Genomic DNA, 17,708 nt, shown 5'->3' with positions numbered 1-17,708 from the left:
CCCTCTCTGTGAACCGACTGAGGAGCCTCCCCGCATGGGTGCCAATTCGCTTGCCGCCGTTGTCGTGCTTGCCGCCGGTGGCGGGACTCGGATGAAGTCGAACGCGCTGCCCAAGGTGCTGCACGAGGTCTGCGGGCGATCGCTGGTGGGGCACGCGGTGTCGGCGGCCGGGGAGCTGACGCCGGGGCAGCTGGTGGTCGTGGTCGGGCACCAGCGGGAGCAGGTCGAGGAGCACCTGGCGGCGCACTACCCGGTGGTGCGTCCGGTGGTGCAGCACGAGCAGAACGGTACGGGGCACGCGGTCCGGACGGCGCTGGAGGCACTGGCCGCCGACGGCGTCGTGCTGGACGGCACGGTGATCGTCACCGCCGGGGACTCCCCGCTGCTGACCGGGGAGACGCTGCGCCGCCTGGCGAAGGCGCACGAGGACCAGAGCAACGGGGTCACCGTGCTGACCGCGGTCGTCCCCGAGCCCTTCGGCTACGGCCGGATCCTGCGCGACGAGGACGGCACGGTCGCCTCGATCGTCGAGGAGCGGGACGCCACCGACACCCAGCGCACCATCGCCGAGATCAACTCGGGAGTCTTCGCCTTCGACGCGAAGCTGCTGACCGAGGCGCTGGCCGAGCTCACCACCGACAACTCGCAGGGCGAGGAGTACCTGACCGACACCCTGGAGATCCTGCGCACCGCGGGCCACCGGGTGGGCGCCGTGGTCGCCGAGGACCACCGGGACATCCTCGGCATCAACGACCGGGTGCAGCTGGCGCAGGCCCGCCGACTGCTGAACGACCGCCTGCTGGAGCGGGCGATGCGCGCGGGCGTCACCGTGGTGGACCCGGCGACCACCTGGTTCGACGTGCAGGTGACGTACGAGCCGGACGCCGTGGTGCTGCCGAACACCCAGCTCCAGGGTGCCACCCACCTGGGCGAGGGCTGCGAGGTCGGCCCGAACTCGACCCTGACCGACACCCTGGTCGGCGCCGGCGCCCGTGTGAGCAACACCACGGCGGACCGCGCCGAGGTGGGCGAGCTGGCCACCGCCGGCCCGTACGCCTACCTGCGACCGGGGGCGAAGCTGGCCCGCAAGGCGAAGGTCGGCACCTACGTCGAGGTGAAGAACTCCGAGCTGGGCGAGGGCGCCAAGGTGCCGCACCTGTCCTACATCGGGGACGCCACCATCGGCGAGGGCACCAACGTCGGCGCGGCCTCCGTCACCGTGAACTACGACGGCGTGAACAAGCACCGCACCGTGATCGGAGCGCACTGCCGCACGGGCTCGGACAACATGTTCATCGCCCCCGTCACCGTCGGTGACGGCGCCTACACCGCGGCCGGCTCGGTGATCACCTCCGACGTCCCGCCGGGCGCGCTCGGCGTGAGCCGGGCGCAGCAGCGCAACATCGAGGGCTGGGTGGAGCGCAAGCGCCCCGGGACCGCATCGGCGCAGGCCGCGCAGGCTGCGACGGACGGGGCCGCGGAGGCCTGACGGGGCGGGCGGGAGTCCGAGGGGCGGTCCCGGGGCGGACGCTTTCCGCACGGGCGCGTAACCTTGGGGACATACGTGCGCCGCTGGGCTTACCGCCCGTGTCCAGGCGCACGACCATTCCCCGACCCCATCTTGCGTGCGGGCTGCGCCTGCCCGTGTGAGGTGGACGGGTTCAGCGTCCGCAACGCGAGGAGACGGTGCAGTGAGCGGGATCACGACGTCGGGTGAGAAGAAGCTGAAGCTCTTCTCCGGCCGTGCCCACCCGGAGCTGGCGAGGGAGGTGGCCGAGTCCCTGGGGACCGAGCTGGTCCCGACCAAGGCCCTGGACTTCGCGAACGGCGAGATCTACGTCCGCTTCCTGGAGTCGGCGCGCGGCGCGGACTGCTTCGTGATGCAGAGCCACACGGCTCCCATCAACCAGTGGATCATGGAGCAGCTGATCATGATCGATGCTCTGAAGCGGGCCTCCGCGCGGAGCATCACCGCGATCCTGCCGTTCTACGGGTACGCCCGGCAGGACAAGAAGCACCTGGGCCGCGAGCCGATCTCGGCCCGTCTGGTCGCCGACCTGCTGCGCCAGGCGGGTGCCGACCGGCTGATGGCCGTGGACCTGCACACCGCGCAGATCCAGGGCTTCTTCGACGGCCCGGTGGACCACCTGTTCGCGCTGCCGCTGCTGGCGGACTACGTCGGCGGGCGGGTCGACCGCGCGAAGCTGACCATCGTCTCGCCGGACGCCGGCCGGGTGAAGGTGGCCGACCAGTGGTGCGACCGGCTGGACGCGCCGCTGGCGATCATCCACAAGCGCCGCGACATGACTCAGGCGAACACGATCCTGTCCGCCGAGGTCGTCGGTGACGTCCAGGACCGGGTCTGCGTCCTGGTCGACGACATGATCGACACCGCCGGCACGATCTGCGCCGCGGCCGACGCGCTGTTCGAGAACGGTGCGGCGGACGTCCTGGTGGCGGCCACCCACGGTGTGCTGTCCGGCCCGGCGGCGGACCGGCTGAAGAACTCGCGGGTCAGCGAGTTCGTGTTCACCAACACGCTGCCCACCCCGGCGCAGCTTCAGCTGGACAAGATCACCACGCTGTCCATCGCCCCGTCGATCGCCGCGGCGATCCGCGAGGTGTTCGAGGAGGGTTCGGTCACGAGCCTGTTCGAGGGCGTGCACTGACGAAGCCCGACGGCGGCGGCCCCGGTCCGGTGCGGACCGGGGCCGCCGCCGATTTCGCGGGAGGCCGCAGTTGCGGTTAGACTCGTGAAACTGCTCGGCGAGGGATGCCGTGTGCCTGCTTGCCGGGCGCCGGTTCCGTGATCGACGCGCTGCCGGTGCCGGATTCCCGTCCGCCGGCAGAGGCCGTTTACCGCCGAGTGACCCCCGAACGTACTGAGGGTGTGGTCCCGGCGGTTTTTCGCGTTGCCTGCACCCCCGCGCCAGTTTCCACGAGGAGTGCAGTCGTGTCCGAGATCCGCCTTGCCGCTGAGACCCGTACCGAGTTCGGCAAGGGTGCCGCCCGCCGCGCCCGTCGTGCCGGTTTCGTCCCCGGTGTCGTCTACGGCCACGGCCACGCCCCGGTTCACCTGAACCTGCCCGGCCACGACCTGATGATGGCCCTCAAGACCCCGAACGCCCTGCTGGTCGTGCCGATCGACGGCAAGGACGAGTACGTGCTGCCGAAGGCCGTCCAGCGCGAGGCCATCAAGCGCGACATCGAGCACGTCGACCTGCTGCTGGTGAAGCGCGGCGAGAAGGTCACCGTCGAGGTTCCGGTGCACACCGAGGGCGAGCTGGCCCCGGGCGGCAACCTGCTGGAGCACGTCCTCCAGGCCCTGCCGATCGAGGCCGAGGCCACCCACCTGCCCGAGGCCGTCACCGTCTCGGTCGAGGGCCTGGAGGCCGGTGCCTCCGTCCACGCCAAGGACATCACCCTGCCGGCCGGCGTCGCCCTGGCCGTCGAGGCCGACGCCGTCGTGCTTCAGGTCATCGCCGCCCAGGCCGCCCCGGTCGAGGAGGAGGCCGCCGAGGCCGAGGGCGCCGAGGCCTGAGCCTCACGCCGTAGCTGATCAGGACCGCTGCCCCGGTCGCTCCCGTGCTGGAGCGACCGGGGCAGCGGTGTGTCCGGGAAGATGACGTTGACCGCGAGGACGAGGAGGAGCGGGGCGATGGCCGACGAGGCGTACGAGGGGCCGTGGCTGGTGGTGGGGCTGGGGAACCCGGGTGAGCAGTACGCCCGGAACCGGCACAACATCGGGTTCATGGTGGTGGACCTGCTGGCGCAGCGGATGGGTGCGAAGTTCAAGGCGCACAAGAGCCGGGCGCAGGTGGCCGAGGGACGGCTGGCGGGCCGCCGGGTGGTGCTGGCCAAGCCGATGTCGTTCATGAACCTGTCCGGCGGCCCGGTGACGGCGCTGCGGGACTTCTACAAGGTGCCCGCCTCGGCGGTGGTCGCGGTCCACGACGAGCTGGACATCGACTACGCGACGCTGCGGCTGAAGCTGGGCGGCGGGGACAACGGCCACAACGGGCTGAAGTCGATCACCAAGTCGCTGGGGCCGGACTACCACCGGGTGCGCTGCGGGATCGGCCGGCCGCCGGGCCGGATGGAGGTCGCGGACTTCGTGCTGAAGGACTTCTCCGGCGCCGAGCGCAAGGAGCTGGAGTGGTTCGTGGACCGCTCGGCGGACGCGGTGGAGGCGCTGCTGTCGGAGGGGCTGGAGCGAGCCCAGGGCACGTACAACTCCTGACGGACCGTCACGGTCGGGGCGGGCGCGCAACAGTCGTACAACGCTTGGGCGTCCAAACCTGAATCCATGTGAGAACCCTGTGCGGGATCGGATAGCGTCGGCCCGGTACGCGAGCGAGTCCTGGGGAGTTCTCGATGCGGAGTTTGCGTCCGGTCCGCCGTCTGCGGCGGCTCCGGGTGGTCCGGCTGAAGCAGCTCGGACGACGGGTCGGTACGGCCGGTGCGCTGGGGGCGGCCGGGGTGCTGCTCTCGGGCGGTGCGGTGGCGCACGCCGACCCGGTGGCGGATTCGGACCCGACGGCGGCCCCGGAGCCGGCGGCCGCGCAGTTCGCGCCGGTGCTGGGCGACTCGGTCGGCCCGGACGCGGGGCTGCTGGCGGTCGGCGGCGGCCTGGTGGTCGCGGCCGGCGGCGCGGCCCTGTGGGTGCGGCGCCACCGCGCGGGCCGGACCGGCGAGTAAGGGCTTCCCGGAGGCCCTATGAACGACGGCTGAGGGCCGGTGTCCACGGTGGTGGGCGCCGGCCCTCCGTGTTGTTCCCGGCCGGTGTCATCCGTTTCCGGAGGGTGGTGCGTCCTGTTGGTATGAAGCGCGAATCGATGCGCCCGGGGGGTGTCGACGGTGATCCGTTCGACGAGTTCGTCGCGGCGCGGTACCAGGCCCTGTTGCGCGGGGCGTACCTGATCACCGGGGACGTCCACGACGCCCGGGACCTGCTGCACGACGCGTTGGCGCGGGTGTACCCGAAGCGGTCGACGATCCGGGACCCGGGCGCGGCCGAGGGGTACGTGCGGACGGCGATGGTGCGCACCCACGTCTCGCGGTGGCGGCGGACCCGGCGGGAGGTGCTCACCCCGGAGCTGCCGGACGGCCCGGGGGAGCCGGTGGTCGAGCGGGACGAGCGGTTGGCGGGGGCGCTGCGGGCGCTGCCGCCCCGGCAGCGGGCGGTGGTGGTGCTGCGGTACTACGTCGACCTGCCGGTGGCGCGGGTCGCGCAGGAGCTCGGCTGCTCGGAGACCACGGCGAAGACGCACCTGGCCCGGGCGATGCGGGCGCTTCGTCAGGAGCTGGCACCGACGAGGGAGATGGTGGGGCATGGCGGCTGAGGGGCAGGACGGGTTCGAGGAGGAGCTGGTCGTCCGGCTCGGTGCGCGGGCCGGCGCGGTGGACGCCCGGCCGCCGCTGGCCGGGCTGCGGGAGGCCGGGCGGCGGCGGGCGCGGCGGCTGACCGTGGTGCGGGGGGTCGCGGCGGCGGCCGCGCTGGCGCTGGGCGTGGGGGCGCTCACCCAGCTGGGCGGGGGCGGGGGGACCGCCGAGGCGGCGCACCCGGTGGGGATCCCGACGGGCGGGCCGGGGGCGACGAGCCCGTCGTCGGGCCCGTGGGGCGGGGGCGGGGTCGGCCGGCTGGTGCTGTCCTGCACCAACGGGCCGACGGCGCTGCGGACGCCGGGGTTCCACCCGCCCACGGCCCGGCCGACGTGGACGGGGACGCCGTCCTGGCTCGCCTCGGGGCTGCCGTCGTCGGGCTTCCCCCCGTCGGGGCTGCCGTCGTCGGGAGGGCCGTCGTCGGGGCTGCCGTCGTCCGGGGGGCCGTTCACCGGCGTCCCGTCGGGGCTGCCGTCGTCCGGCGTGCCGTCCTCGGGGATGACGTTCACCGGTGGGACCTTGCCGAGGACCGGGCCCACCAGCTTCTCCGGGTCGCCGTCGCCGCTCTCCGAGGCCCAGTTGCGGCACCAGGAGGTGGTCCGGGAGGCCAACAGCGTCGCCGCGGCGGGGGACCACTTCCCGGACGTCTACTTCGGCACCTGCTTCGACTCCGCCACCGCCACCGTCTACCTGATCCGGCTCCCCGGCACCGGCCTGGACGCCGCCGCCACCCAGGCGCTGGGGGACCGGCCGTCGGTGCGGCTGCAGTTCGTCGACGCGGTCGGCTCGCGGACCGAACTCCAGGCGCTCGCCGACCGGATCCGCGCGGACTCCGGCTCCTGGCAGGCCAAGGGGGTGGAGATCCGGTTCGTCTCGGTCGCCAACGACGGCGCCGGCGTGGTGGTCGACTGCCCGCAGTGGGAGTCCGCCGGGGCGGAGATCAAGGCCAGGTACGGCCCGAAGGTGGTCGAGGTGCGCTAGCCGCCCGGGTGGGCGTACGCGAAGGGGCCGACGGCGGTGCGCCGTCGGCCCCTTCGCGTGCCCGTCGTCAGCCGGTGTTGCGCAGGCCGGCGGCGATGCCGTTGACGGTGAGCAGCAGCGCGCGGGCGCGCAGCGGGTCCTCGTGGCGGCCGGCCCCGACCTCCTCGCGCTGGCGGCGCAGCAGCGCGACCTGGAGGTAGGAGATCGGGTCGAGGTAGGCGTCGCGGACGGTGAAGGTCTGCTTCAGCACCGGGTTGTGCTCCAGCAGTTCGCTCTCGCCGGTGAGCCGGAGCACCTCGCGCAGGGTGAGCTCGTGCTCGGCGACGATCTGGTCGAAGATGTGGTGCAGCTTGGCGGGCACCAGCTGTTCGACGTAGTGGCGGGCGATCCGCAGGTCGGTCTTGGCCAGCGTCATGGCGACGTTGGACAGGAAGTTGCGGAAGAAGTGCCACTGGCCGTGCATCTCGTCCAGCACGTCGCCGAGGCCGGCCGCGCGGGCGGCGGCGAGGCCGGAGCCGACGCCGTACCAGCCGGGGACGATCTGGCGGGACTGCGTCCAGCCGAAGACCCACGGGATGGCGCGCAGGCCGTCGAGGCCGGCGCCGGAGTCGGGGCGGCGGGACGGGCGGGAGCCCAGGTGCAGCGAGGCGAGCTGGTCGACCGGGGTGGCGGCGAAGAAGTACTTCGGCAGGTCGTCCTGTTCGACCAGGGCGCGGTAGGCGGTGTGGGCGGCCTCGGAGACCTGGTCCATCGCGGCGTCCCAGCGGGCCAGTTCCTCGGGGGCCTGGCGCGGGGCGGTGTGCAGCGCGGAGGCGGAGAGGGTGGCGGACAGGGTCAGTTCGAGGTTCTCCCGGGCGAGGGAGGGCAGCAGGTACTTGTCGGAGATGACCTCGCCCTGCTCGGTGACCTTGATCTCGCCCTCCAGGGTGCCCCAGGGCTGGGCCAGGATGGCCTCGTGGGAGGGGCCGCCGCCGCGGCCGACGGTGCCGCCGCGGCCGTGGAAGAGGCGCAGCCGGATGCCGTAGCGGTGGGCGACGTCGCGCAGTCGGCGCTGGGCGCGGTGGATCTCCCACTGGGAGGTGGTGATGCCGCCGAACTTGGAGGAGTCCGAGTAGCCGAGCATGACCTCCTGGACGTCGCCGCGCAGCGAGACGAGCAGGCGGTAGGACGGGTCGGAGAGCATGTCGTCGAGGATGCGGTCGGCCTTCTGGAGCTCCTCGGTGGTCTCCAGCAGCGGCACGATGCCGATCTTGGCGATGCCGGCGTGCAGGTCGATCAGGCCGGCCTCGCGGGCCAGGACGGTGGCGGCGAAGACGTCGTCGGCGCCCTGGCACATGGAGATGATGTAGCTCTCGACGATCTCGTCGCCGAAGCGCTCGAAGCCCTCGCGGATGGTGCTGAAGACGCCGAGGGTCTTGGTGCCGGCGGCGTCGAGCGGGGCCGGGGTGGGGGCGAGCGGGCGGCGCGAGCGGAGCTCCTTGGCGAGCAGTCGCTGCCGGTACTCGCGCGGCATGTCGGCGTAGCGCCAGGCCTCCTCGCCGAGCCGGTCGAAGAGCTGGCCGAGAGCGTGGTGGTGGGCCTCGGCGTGCTCGCGGACGTCCATGGTGGCGAGCTGGAGGCCGAAGGCCTCGATGGTGCGGACGGCGCGGGCCAGCCGGCCGTCGGCGATGAGTTCGCCGCGGTGGGCGCGCAGCGAGTCCTGGATGAGCCGCAGGTCGGCGAGGAGTTCGCGGGTGCCGAGGTAGTCGCGGCCCTCGATGTGCGGGGTGCCCTGGGCGAGGCGTTCGCGGGTGTTCTCCAGCTTGAGCCGGACGCAGGTGGCCTTGAGGCGGTACGGCTCCTCGGCGTTCATCCGCTTGTAGCGGGGGCTGAGTTCGGGGAGCCGGTGCAGGTCGGTGTTGAGCGAGGCGAGCAGGTCGACGGAGGCGCCGGCGAGCCGCTCGGAGGTGGAGAGGGTGTTGCGCAGGTCGTCGACGGCGTCGAGGGCGTCCTTGATGCCGTACTCGTGCTGGAGGTTGAGGACGTCCCAGGTGACCTGCGGGGTGACGTTGGGGTTGCCGTCGCGGTCGCCGCCGATCCAGGTGCCGAAGGTGAGCGGGCGCACGCCCTCGGGCAGGCCCAGGCCGACCCGGGCGAGTTCCTCGTGCAGCTCCTCCAGCACCTCGGGGACGGCCTCGCGGTAGAGCTCGTCCAGGTAGTAGACGGCGTTGCGGGCCTCGTCGGTGGGTTCGGGGCGGGCGATGCGCAGTTCGTCGGTCTGCCAGAGCAGGTCGATGACCTCGGCGAGGCGGCGGTCGGCCTGGCGGCGGGCGCTGCTGGTGCGGGCCGGGTCGGCGTGGGAGAGGCCGGCGGCGATCTCCTCGCGGTGGATGCGGTCGAGGAGTTCGCCGATCCGGCGCAGCTTGTTGAGGACGCTGCGGCGGGCGGCCTCGGTGGGGTGCGCGGTGAAGACCGGACGGACCGCCAGGTGGGCGAGGGTGTCCGCGAGGTGCTTGGGGTCGGCCTCGGCGAGCTGGTCGGCGGTCTGGGCGAGCAGGGAGCCTTCCCGGGCACGGCGGGTGGCGAGCTCGCGGCCGCGGTGCACCTGCTCGGTGACGTTGGCGAGGTGGAAGTACGTGGAGAAGGCGCGGACCAGCTTGGCGGCGGTCTCCAGGTCGATGTCGGAGAGGAGTTCGGCGGTGGCCTCGCCGTCGGTGCGGCTGAGCAGGCGGACCTGTTCGACCAGGCCCAGCAGCTGGGGGCCCTCCTGGCGGACCAGTGTCTCGCCGAGCAGGTCGCCGAGGCGGCGGATGTCCGCGCGCAGGGCGGCGTTGTCGGCGATGGCAGTGGGGCTGTCCGCCGGGTTGGGGACCGGAGCGGTCACGGCTGGCTCCCTGTGGTGGTGGGGTTCGGCAACGGCTCATCGTCACAGGTCCGCCCGCGTGAGGCGGGTGTGACACTTGCGGACCGCGCTGTCCGTCGCGACCAGCATAGGTGTCGGGGCGGTCGCTGTCCGCGATGTGGCCGGATGGCGGACATGATCACCGGGGACTCCCTGTGGTCTGGACCACTTGGGAGTTCCGGGGGGTGTGAACCGCAATCCCGGTGGGGAGGGGAGGGGGTTGCCGCTTAGGCTGTCCGTCATGAGCAAGTCGCCTGGGGAGCGCGCGCACGTCCGGTCGTTCTGGTGGTGGAAGCGGCCGCGCAGTGCCTTCCTGGACATCGGGCTGGCGGTGCTCGCGGCGCTGGAGTGCGCCTTCAGCACGATCTCCTTCCTGGGCGCCCGGGTGCAGCTGGGCACCGCGGGGGTGGCCGGGATCGCGCTGCTCGGCGCGGTGGCGGGCGGTTCGCTGGTGCTGCGCCGCCGCTGGCCGGCCGTGCCGGTGCTGGTGACCCTGGTGGCGATGCCCGGGATGCTGGGCGTGCTGCTGCTGGTGGTGTCGCTGTACACGCTCGCGGAGACCTGGGAGTGGCCCTCGCGGCGCTGGCGGGTGGTCTCGCTGTCCGCGCTGGCCTTCGCCGAGGCCGTCGCCGTGATGATGGTGTCGATGCTTACCCCCGGCGACCCGACGGTGGAACAACCGCCGCTCTGGGGCCAGGTGTTGATATCCGTGCTGGTGGCGGTCGGCCTGACCGTCCCGCCGGTGGTGACCGGTCTGTACGTGGGCGCGCGGCGGCGGCTGATCGAGTCGCTCAAGGACCGCGCGCACGGCCTGGAGGCCGAGCTGGACCTGCTGGCCGAACAGGCCCAGGAGCGGGCCCGCCGGGCCCGGTTGGAGGAGCGGACCCGGATCGCCCGGGAGATGCACGACGTGGTCGCGCACCGGGTGTCGCTGATGGTGGTGCACGCCGGGGCGCTGGAGCGGATCGCCGGCAAGGACCCGGAGCGGGCCGCGCAGAGCGCCAAGCTGATGGGCGAGGTCGGCCGGCAGGCGCTCAACGAACTGCGCGAGATCCTGGGCGTGCTGCGGATGGACGACGAGCGGCCGGCCGAGCCGGACTCGCTGACCGTGCTGCCCCGGCTGGTCGACCAGTCCCGGGCGGCCGGCATGGCGGTGACGCTGACCGTCAGCGGCGGCCGGCAGGAGTTCACCGCCGAGGCCGAGCAGACCGCCTACCGGGTCGTCCAGGAGGGCCTGACCAACGCGCACAAGCACGCGGGCGGCGCCCAGGTGTCCGTCCTGCTCGCGTACGCGCCGAACGGGGTGCGGGTGAGCGTGGTGAACGCCTGCCCGGGCGGCGAGCGGGGCGCGGCGAAGCTGCCCAGCGGCGGCAACGGGCTGGTCGGGATGCGGGAGCGGGTGGTCGCGCTGGGCGGCACCTTCTCGGCCGGTCCGGAGGCGGACGGCGGGTTCCGGGTCGAGGCGGTGCTGCCGTCCCGGCTGGCGGTGCGGGCCGACCCGCTGCGGTAGGACGCGCTCCGGGAGCCGGGTCAGTGCTCGTCGGCGGTGCGCAGCCGTTCCGGGGCGGTGCCCAGGACCAGGGTGGCGATCGCCTGGTCGATGCCGTGGCCGAGGAACCACTCGCCGGTGTGGTCCAGGCTGTAGACGCGGCCCTCCTCGTCGATCGCGAGCAGTGCCTGGCCGTACGCCTCCTCGCCGAGCGGGGCGAGCCGGGTGTCCAGGGCGCGGCCGAGGTCGGCCAGGGTGCGCGGCTGGTGCAGCCCGCACAGCGGGTCGATCAGGAACGGGGTGCGGGCCACCTGGCGGCCCGGGCCCGCCAGGTCGAAGGCGAGACCGCCGAACTCGGCCCAGGCCTCCACCGCCGCCGGGAACACCGCGTGCGGGACGGGCACCCCTCCGCCGTGCGCGACCAGGGCGTCGGCCCACTCCTCGGCCTGCTGGATCTGCCAGCGGCCGGGGTGCCAGCCGGCCGCCTTGAGCTCGGCGGCGACGTCGGCGGGGAAGCGCGGGCGGGTCCGCCCGGTGGTGCCGGCGGCGAGGGTGGCCGGCGGGGGCGGGGGCGGGCTGGGCGGATTCAGGACGGGCTCCAGGGGACGGGGACAGGGGCGTACGAGGGGCGGCCGGTCAGCGCGCGGGCGGCCCGACGGCGACGCTCTGCACGGTGAAGTGCTCCAGCATCGGGACGCAGGAGCGGCACGGCGGGGCGTGGGTGCCGTGCGCCGGATCGTCCTCCTCGCGGATCCGGACGGTGGTCATCCGGGAGCCCTTGAGCGCCTTGCGCGCCTCGTTGAGGCTCATCGGCTTGCGGGCGGCGCGCTTGGAGCGCCTGCCGTCGACCGTGGTCAGGTACTGGGAGAGCAGGACGGCCTCCGGGCAGCGGCCGGTGAACCGTTCCCGTGCCTCGACCGGCAGGGTGTCCAGGAAGTCGCCGACCAGTGGGTGCAGGACCGGGCGCCGGGCGTCCTTGTCCCCGGCCAGGGTGTGCACCTCGCCGCCCTTGAGCGACAGCGCGGCGGCGACGGCGGGCAGCAGGCTGTCGCGGTGGTGGCGCAGCACGGGCGGGCCCGCCGGCTCACCGGTGGTCATGCGTCGTCCTCCTCCTCGTTCCCGCTGACGGACGGACCGGCGGGGGCCGGTCCGGGGCAAGCCTGTCAAACGACACCGACATCCGTACAACCGGGGTGCGGGGGTGGGCGACGGTTGTGGGGGAGGTGTCGGACGGTCACCCGATCCTGGCCGAATCCGCACGGCTCCGTCATGACTTGTCCAATGATTTCCTGAATCCGGCCCAGGTGCGCGGCGCGGCCGGTACCGTTCCGGCGGCCGCCCGGTTCCGTTGTGGTTGGAGCCGTCCCCGGTCCTCCGGGCGGGGGTCCGGCGCCGGGGGCGACCCCCTACCCTGGTGTCCAGCAAGCGCACCGAGAATTTGCAGCAGCCAGTGGGGGCTCCCAGATGACGACAGGTCGGCCCGGCGTCGCCGCCGCACCGAACGCGGCGTACGCAGGTCAGGTGGTGCAGTTCCCGGATCCGGTCCGCGCGGAGCGACACCCCGGCGGGGTCCGGGTGGACGAGTACGGCTTCCCGGACTTCGGCCCGTACGCCGCCGCGGCGGCCGAGGTCGCCGACCCGCCGGAGGGCTTCGGCGTCGACGAGCTCCGGCTGACCGACTACGTCTCGGCCAATGCCGCGCTGTTCACCCAGGGCCACCCGCTCTGGGCCGACCTGGAGACCGCCGTCGCCACCCCGCCCGGCTGGACCTGGCACCACGCGGTCGGCCGGGCCGCGCCCGGCTGGCGCCGGATGGAGCTCGTCCCGGTCGAGGTCAAGGCGCTGCTGCGGCACCACGGCGGCCTGGCCACCTCCTCCGCCGACCACAACCGCCGCGGCACCCGCCCGCTCCAGGAGCGGCGGCCGGTGCACTTCTCGCTGGCCAAGGACGGCGGCGACCCGATCGGCGTCCCCGAGGACCTGGTGCAGCGCGCCGAGGAGCGCCTCGGCTACCGGCTGCCCGGCGCCTACCGGACCTTCCTCAAGCTGGGCGGCGGCCGCGCCCCGGTCGGCGTCGCGCTGGACACCGAGCTCGGCATGCTGCTCGACCAGCCCTTCCTGACCCTCAGCGAGGAGTACGGCACCGAGGACGTCGTGTACGCCAACAAGTGCCTGCGCGACCACCTCACCAAGGACTACCTGGGCATCGCGTACGCGCAGGGCGGACTCGTCGCGCTCAAGGTGCGCGGCGACCGGATCGGCTCGGTCTGGTTCCACCTGTACGACGACGCCCGCGACTCCGGTGCCCCGGAGGCCCCGGAGGACCGCTGCGCGCGGCTGCTGCTGCCCTGCGGCGAGGACTTCGACGCCTTCCTGCTCCGGCTGGCCGGCAGCCCGCCGGAGCTGGAGACGGTCGCGGAGCTGATGGTGGACGGCGGGTTCGCCCGGGCCGTCCCGGTGGGCTGACGTGCCCGTGGGGACGGCGGAGTTGGAACGAGCGGGGACGAAGGGGACAGGGGTGAACCGGGCGTGGTGACGTACGCGCAGGCGCAGGAGCTCGCCGAGGAGTGGATCAACGGCGGGGTGCCGCGGTCGCAGCAGCGCGAGGTGCGGGTCCGCGAGTTCGACCTGGGCTTCGTCTGCTGGGCGGTGCAGCCCGCCGATCCGGCCGGTGGCGCCGGGTCGGACGGCTCGGCCGGTGAGGCGCGGCTGGTGATCGCCCGGGACTCCGGCGCCAGCACGCTCTGGCCCGCGCTGCCCGTCAACGAGGTGGTCCGGCAGTACGAGGAGGTGTACGGGCGGCCGGTCGCGGCCAACCCGGCCGGGGCGGCCAAGCCCGCACCGGGGCCGGTCGAGGCGACGTCCTTCCTGCTCAGCCCGCCGCAGTGGTTGCAGGAGGCGGGCGCGGCGGCGCTCGCGGCCGAGGCGGAGCGGCTGGGGGGTGCGTCGGCTCCCGAGCCCGCCCCGGTGCCCGCGCCCGCCCCGGCGCCTGCGCCCGCGCCCGCCCCGGTGCCGCCGGCGCCGGCCGTGCTGACCGAGCCGCCGGTCTCCGACCGCCCCGCCGGGGACGCGCCGACCATGCTCGCGCCGCCGCCCGGTCACGGGGAGCCCGTCGTACCGCCGCAGGTGCAGTCGGCCCCGCCGCTCCCGGCACCGGCCGCGCCGGTCGGCGCCGAGGCGGCGACCGTCCTGATGCCCGAGGGCCTGCGGATCACCGGCTCCGACCGGCCCGAGGCGCCCGCGCCGTCCGGGGCCGAGGCCGCGACCATGCTGATGCCGCCGACCGGCGGCGGCCCCGGCCTGCCCCAGGTCCCGCCGCCCGGCGCCGGCGCCCCCGCGCCCGCCGCCGAGCCGGCCCCCACCCTGCTGGCCCCGCCCGGCGGCCTCCCCGGCCTGGACGGGCTGCCCGGTGCGCCGGGTGCCCCGGCCGCCGGTGGGGTGGAGCACGCGCCGACCATGCTGGCCCCGCCCGGGGGCGCGCCCGGTCTAGACGGGCTGCCCGGTGCGCCCGGTACCCCGGCCGCCGGTGGCGTGGACCACGCGCCCACCATGCTGGCCCCGCCCGGCGGGGTCCCCGGTCTCGGCGGCCTGCCCGGTGCGCCGGGCACCCCGGCCGCCCCGGCGGCGGGGGAGGCGCCGCAGGGCGCGCTCGGCCGTAGCCCCGGCTCGGCCCCGCCGCCGCCCCCGCCGGCCGCGCTGCGCGGCGGCCCCGGCGGTGCGTCCGGCCCGGGCGCCGCCCCCGGTGCGCTCGGCCGCAACCCGGGCTCCGCCCCGCCGCCGCCCCCGCCCGCCGAGCTGCGGCACACCCCGGGCTCCGGCACGCCCGGCGCCGGCCCCGGCGGCCGCTCGGCCGCTTCGACCCCGCCGCCCCCGCCCCCGGCGGGCCTGCGCGGCGGCGAGGCCCTGGCCCCCGCGGGCACGCCGGCCGGCGGCACCCCCGCGCCCGGCGCCGGGGTGGCGTACGAGGCGACCCAGCTGGCGAGCGCGATCGACCCGGCGCTGCTGGGCGGTCCGGCCCCGGTGGACCCGGGCACCCCGCCGTCCGGCGGCCCCGCCGTCCCGCCGCCGCCCGGCGGTCCGGCCGCCCCCGCCGCGCCCGCGGCCGGGTACGGCTACCCGAACGCGGGCGCCCCGGCCGGGGCCGTCCCGCCGGCGCCGGTGCCGCAGCAGGCCGCGGCCGCCGTGCCGCCCGGCGTGCCCGCGGTCGGCCCGGGCTACTTCGCCGCGCTCAGCTACCGGGGTCCGGACGGCTCCGAGCAGAAGCTGCTGCACCGCAGCGAGCCCGGCACCCCGCACCCGGAGTGGAAGATCCTCCAGGACCTGCGCCGGCTGAACGTGCCGCCGGAGCAGGTGCTGGAGCTCTACACCGAGCTGGAGTCCTGCGACCTGCCGGGCGGCTACTGCCACCGCATGATCGCCTCGTCCTGGCCGAACGTCCGGCTCACCCACACCGCCGCCTACGGTCGCGACCACGCATCCCGGCAGGCCGGGATGGCCGAGCTGCTCGACCACCTGGACGAGCTGCACCAGCTGGCCTCCGGCGCCCAGCGGGTCCGCCCGTTCCGGGTGCCGCTGCCCGCGCCGGGTACCGTCCCGGCGCTGCCGCCGATCCCGCCGCAGCAGCTCGCCCAGGAGCTCCAGGCGGCCTTCGGGCCCAACGTGTTCCGCTTCGAGCAGCGCGCGGTCTCCCGCCAGGGCGTGCCCGAGCCGGTCGCGCAGACCCTGATGTGGGCCGGGCTGCCGCGCGACTTCGGGCCGTTCTTCTGGGCGCAGGCCCAGGAGGGCCGCCCGATCCCGACGCTCGCCGAGCTGGCCGCCGAGCGCGGCCTGGTGGGGGGCCCGGACTTCGGCGGCTACCTGGTGCTCGGCAACGACTACGGCCGCCAGCTGTGCGTCCAGTACGGCACCGCGCACGTGGTCGCCGTGGACCTCGACGGAACCGGTCAGCCGCCCCGCTTCGTCAACAGTGGTGTACCGGAGTTCGTCCGCGCGATGGCCCTGCTGGGCCGGATGTGGCGGCTGCGGTACGGGCTGACGCCGGACCAGGCCGGTCGCTGGACGACCGACTTCCAGGCCCAGCTCGCCGCGATCGACCCGGCGGCCCTGCAGAACGCGGACACCTGGTGGGCCGTGCTGCTGGAGCAGTTCTGGGACGGTCTGCTGTAGCGGACCGTCGCGGATCCTCGCAGGTGGGGAGGGGTCGTTCCGGTGTCCGGAACGACCCCTCCGGCATGCCGCCGTGGCTGTGCCTCGTTGGGGTTTCGCCCAGATCAGCGCAAAATAGGTCAAGAGGATGGGTCTATTCGACCGGTCCTCGACATTTTTCGATCCGCTTTCGATCCGCCCGACGATCGAATCCGGCCGCGGTTCCCGAACCGGTTCCGGATCCGTCCGTTCCGACCGATCATGGGCTCCGCAGCCCGCGAAACGAGGGGAAGAGCCCATGAGCGACGCCGTCCCCCAGTACGGCTTCACCGCTGCCCGGCGTGGTTACGCGCCCGAGCAGGTCGACCGAGCCCTCGCCGCCCTCACCGCGCAGCGTGACGAGGCGTGGGAACGGCTGAGCGTCCTCGGCGCCGGGATCCGTCAGATGGAGGGTCGACTGGCCGAGATCCGCCAGGCCGCCGAGGACGCCCCGGCCCCCGACTACCAGGTGCTCAGCGAGCAGGCCGCCGGACTGGCCGCGATGGCCGAGAACGAGGCGCGCGCCGTCCGCGAGAAGGCCGAGCGCTTCGCCGAGGACCTGCGGGACGAGGTCTACGAGGCCGGCCAGGCGCTCGACCGGACCGCCAAGGAGTACGCCGCCACCACTCGCTCCGAGGCCGACCAGGCCGCCCGGCGCACCGAGGAACGCACCCGGGCCGAGGCCGAGGGCACCCGCGCGGAGGCCGACCGGGAGAGCCGCACCGCCCGGGACACCGCCACCGCGTACGCCGCCAAGGTGCGGGTCGCCGCCGCCGAGGCGAGCGAGCAGGCCGAGGCCGAGCTCGCCGACCGGCGCCGCAAGGCCGACGAGACCTTCGCCCAGGCCCAGGCCAGGGCCGACGCCGAGGACGCCGAGGTCTCCTCGACCGCCGAGCGCCGGGTCAAGGAGGCCGAGCAGCACCGGGAGACCGTGCTCGGCCGGATCAAGCAGCTGGAGACCGACGCCCAGGCCAAGGCGGACCAGCTGATCGAACAGGCCCGCCGGGAGGCCGAGGCGATCAACGCGGAGAGCGAGCGCGAGCAGCGCGAGTTCGACACCAAGCTGGAGACGGTGCAGAAGCACCTTGACCACATCAAGGGCACCCTGGCCTCGCTCACCGGCGCGGCGGTCGGCGCGATCGAGCCCGAGGCGCCGGCGGACGCCGGCCCGGCCGACGGCGCGCCGGCCGGCAAGGCGCCGGACGCGGACGCGGTGGCCGATGCCGTCGCGGACGCCGCCGTGGACGCGGTGCCGGTGGACTCGGAGGCGGACACCGGGGAGATCGCGGTGGCCGACCTGCGCAAGCCTCCCGCGCCGACGGCACGGGACAAGGCGACGGCGGTGCTGCGGCTGCCGCCCACCGTCGGCAGGCCCGAGGTCCCGGCCGGCACGGCGGCCGGCGAGCGTGGCAAGGCCGAGGAGGCGAGCGGCAAGGCCGAGGATGCGAGCGGCAAGGCGGAGGGCGAGGGCGGCAAGGCAGCGGGCCCGGCCGGCAAGGCCGGCGGTGCCGCGCCCGCTCCGGTGGTGACCGGGCCGGTCGCGCCGGCCGTGGTGCCGCCGAAGCCGACCACGCCGCCCAAGCCGGTCGCCGAGCAGGCCGACGGAGCGGCCGGGGAGACCGGCGAGACCGACGAGACCGACGAGACCGGTGCGAGCGAGGAGGGGCAGCAGGAGGACGAGACCCGGATCATCCCGAAGATCGTCATCGTGGACGACGGCAGCGACTACGCCACCCCGAACACCGTCTCCTACCGCCGCCGCTGAGCTCGGCATCGCTGAGCCCGGCGGCG

Annotated in this window: 14 protein-coding genes; 11 read left to right on the top strand and 3 right to left on the bottom strand. The window is 74.7% G+C overall.

The genetic code is table 11. The features are described from left to right. Positions 1-34 precede the first annotated feature (34 nt). From glmU to ABTY15_RS33130, 7 genes are all read left to right on the top strand, one after another. A complete protein-coding gene (gene glmU, locus ABTY15_RS33160) occupies positions 35-1,489 on the top strand; it encodes a bifunctional UDP-N-acetylglucosamine diphosphorylase/glucosamine-1-phosphate N-acetyltransferase GlmU (RefSeq protein WP_350603848.1) in 1,455 nt (484 codons plus the stop codon). 202 nt (positions 1,490-1,691) lie between these two features. Next, on the top strand, positions 1,692-2,669 hold the full coding sequence (locus ABTY15_RS33155) for a ribose-phosphate diphosphokinase (RefSeq protein WP_350603846.1): 978 nt from the start codon (positions 1,692-1,694) through the stop codon (positions 2,667-2,669). A gap of 284 nt (positions 2,670-2,953) precedes the next feature. Then, positions 2,954-3,541 (top strand): 50S ribosomal protein L25/general stress protein Ctc, encoded by a 588-nt coding sequence (locus tag ABTY15_RS33150; protein WP_350603844.1) that lies wholly within the window; start codon positions 2,954-2,956, stop codon positions 3,539-3,541. 117 nt (positions 3,542-3,658) lie between these two features. Beyond that, a complete protein-coding gene (pth, locus tag ABTY15_RS33145) occupies positions 3,659-4,240 on the top strand; it encodes an aminoacyl-tRNA hydrolase (protein ID WP_350603842.1) in 582 nt (193 codons plus the stop codon). Positions 4,241-4,374: 134 nt separating this feature from the next. Continuing rightward, on the top strand, positions 4,375-4,698 hold the full coding sequence (locus tag ABTY15_RS33140; protein WP_350603834.1) for a hypothetical protein: 324 nt from the start codon (positions 4,375-4,377) through the stop codon (positions 4,696-4,698). Positions 4,699-4,820: 122 nt separating this feature from the next. Then, complete coding sequence (locus tag ABTY15_RS33135) at positions 4,821-5,342, top strand: SigE family RNA polymerase sigma factor (RefSeq protein WP_350603832.1); 522 nt, start codon at positions 4,821-4,823, stop codon at positions 5,340-5,342. Next, positions 5,332-6,363, top strand: coding sequence for a hypothetical protein (locus ABTY15_RS33130; protein ID WP_350603828.1), 1,032 nt, complete (start codon positions 5,332-5,334; stop codon positions 6,361-6,363). Before ABTY15_RS33135 ends, ABTY15_RS33130 begins: the two co-directional genes overlap by 11 nt. 67 nt (positions 6,364-6,430) lie before the next feature. Here ABTY15_RS33130 and ppc read toward each other — a convergent pair whose 3' ends face one another. Next, on the bottom strand, positions 6,431-9,226 hold the full coding sequence (ppc, locus tag ABTY15_RS33125; protein ID WP_350603826.1) for a phosphoenolpyruvate carboxylase: 2,796 nt from the start codon (positions 9,224-9,226) through the stop codon (positions 6,431-6,433). 259 nt (positions 9,227-9,485) lie between these two features. Between ppc and ABTY15_RS33120 the strand changes: the two genes are divergently transcribed. Beyond that, a complete protein-coding gene (locus tag ABTY15_RS33120; protein WP_350603821.1) occupies positions 9,486-10,754 on the top strand; it encodes a sensor histidine kinase in 1,269 nt (422 codons plus the stop codon). Positions 10,755-10,774: 20 nt separating this feature from the next. Here ABTY15_RS33120 and ABTY15_RS33115 read toward each other — a convergent pair whose 3' ends face one another. Together ABTY15_RS33115 and ABTY15_RS33110 are read right to left on the bottom strand one after the other, a co-directional pair. Beyond that, positions 10,775-11,323, bottom strand: coding sequence for an SUKH-3 domain-containing protein (locus ABTY15_RS33115; protein WP_502893649.1), 549 nt, complete (start codon positions 11,321-11,323; stop codon positions 10,775-10,777). A 46-nt stretch (positions 11,324-11,369) separates the two neighbouring features. After that, on the bottom strand, positions 11,370-11,831 hold the full coding sequence (locus tag ABTY15_RS33110) for a YwqJ-related putative deaminase (RefSeq protein WP_350603818.1): 462 nt from the start codon (positions 11,829-11,831) through the stop codon (positions 11,370-11,372). Positions 11,832-12,197: 366 nt separating this feature from the next. Between ABTY15_RS33110 and ABTY15_RS33105 the strand changes: the two genes are divergently transcribed. From ABTY15_RS33105 to ABTY15_RS33095, 3 genes are all read left to right on the top strand, one after another. Continuing rightward, positions 12,198-13,199: an HNH endonuclease gene (locus tag ABTY15_RS33105; RefSeq protein ID WP_350603816.1), complete on the top strand. Its 1,002-nt coding sequence runs from the start codon at positions 12,198-12,200 to the stop codon at positions 13,197-13,199. Positions 13,200-13,262: 63 nt separating this feature from the next. Then, positions 13,263-15,899 (top strand): SUKH-4 family immunity protein, encoded by a 2,637-nt coding sequence (locus ABTY15_RS33100; RefSeq protein WP_350603811.1) that lies wholly within the window; start codon positions 13,263-13,265, stop codon positions 15,897-15,899. A gap of 277 nt (positions 15,900-16,176) precedes the next feature. Next, entirely contained in the window at positions 16,177-17,682 is a 1,506-nt protein-coding gene (locus ABTY15_RS33095; protein WP_350603807.1) for a coiled-coil domain-containing protein, read from the top strand. Positions 17,683-17,708 lie beyond the last annotated feature (26 nt).

This window comes from Kitasatospora sp. NPDC097643 (genome assembly GCF_040302625.1).
Taxonomy (GTDB): domain Bacteria; phylum Actinomycetota; class Actinomycetes; order Streptomycetales; family Streptomycetaceae; genus Kitasatospora.
This window is presented reverse-complemented; position numbering and strand designations above follow the sequence as displayed.

Bases quoted from the DNA above. Each gene is read 5' to 3' on its own strand.
- glmU (WP_350603848.1), top strand. From the start codon at position 35: ATGGGTGCCAATTCGCTTGCCGCCGTTGTCGTGCTTGCCGCCGGTGGC.
- pth (WP_350603842.1), top strand. From the start codon at position 3,659: ATGGCCGACGAGGCGTACGAGGGGCCGTGGCTGGTGGTGGGGCTGGGG.
- ABTY15_RS33140 (WP_350603834.1), top strand. From the start codon at position 4,375: ATGCGGAGTTTGCGTCCGGTCCGCCGTCTGCGGCGGCTCCGGGTGGTC.
- ABTY15_RS33135 (WP_350603832.1), top strand. From the start codon at position 4,821: ATGAAGCGCGAATCGATGCGCCCGGGGGGTGTCGACGGTGATCCGTTC.
- ABTY15_RS33130 (WP_350603828.1), top strand. From the start codon at position 5,332: ATGGCGGCTGAGGGGCAGGACGGGTTCGAGGAGGAGCTGGTCGTCCGG.
- ABTY15_RS33120 (WP_350603821.1), top strand. From the start codon at position 9,486: ATGAGCAAGTCGCCTGGGGAGCGCGCGCACGTCCGGTCGTTCTGGTGG.
- ABTY15_RS33110 (WP_350603818.1), bottom strand. From the start codon at position 11,831: ATGACCACCGGTGAGCCGGCGGGCCCGCCCGTGCTGCGCCACCACCGC.
- ABTY15_RS33105 (WP_350603816.1), top strand. From the start codon at position 12,198: ATGACGACAGGTCGGCCCGGCGTCGCCGCCGCACCGAACGCGGCGTAC.
- ABTY15_RS33095 (WP_350603807.1), top strand. From the start codon at position 16,177: ATGAGCGACGCCGTCCCCCAGTACGGCTTCACCGCTGCCCGGCGTGGT.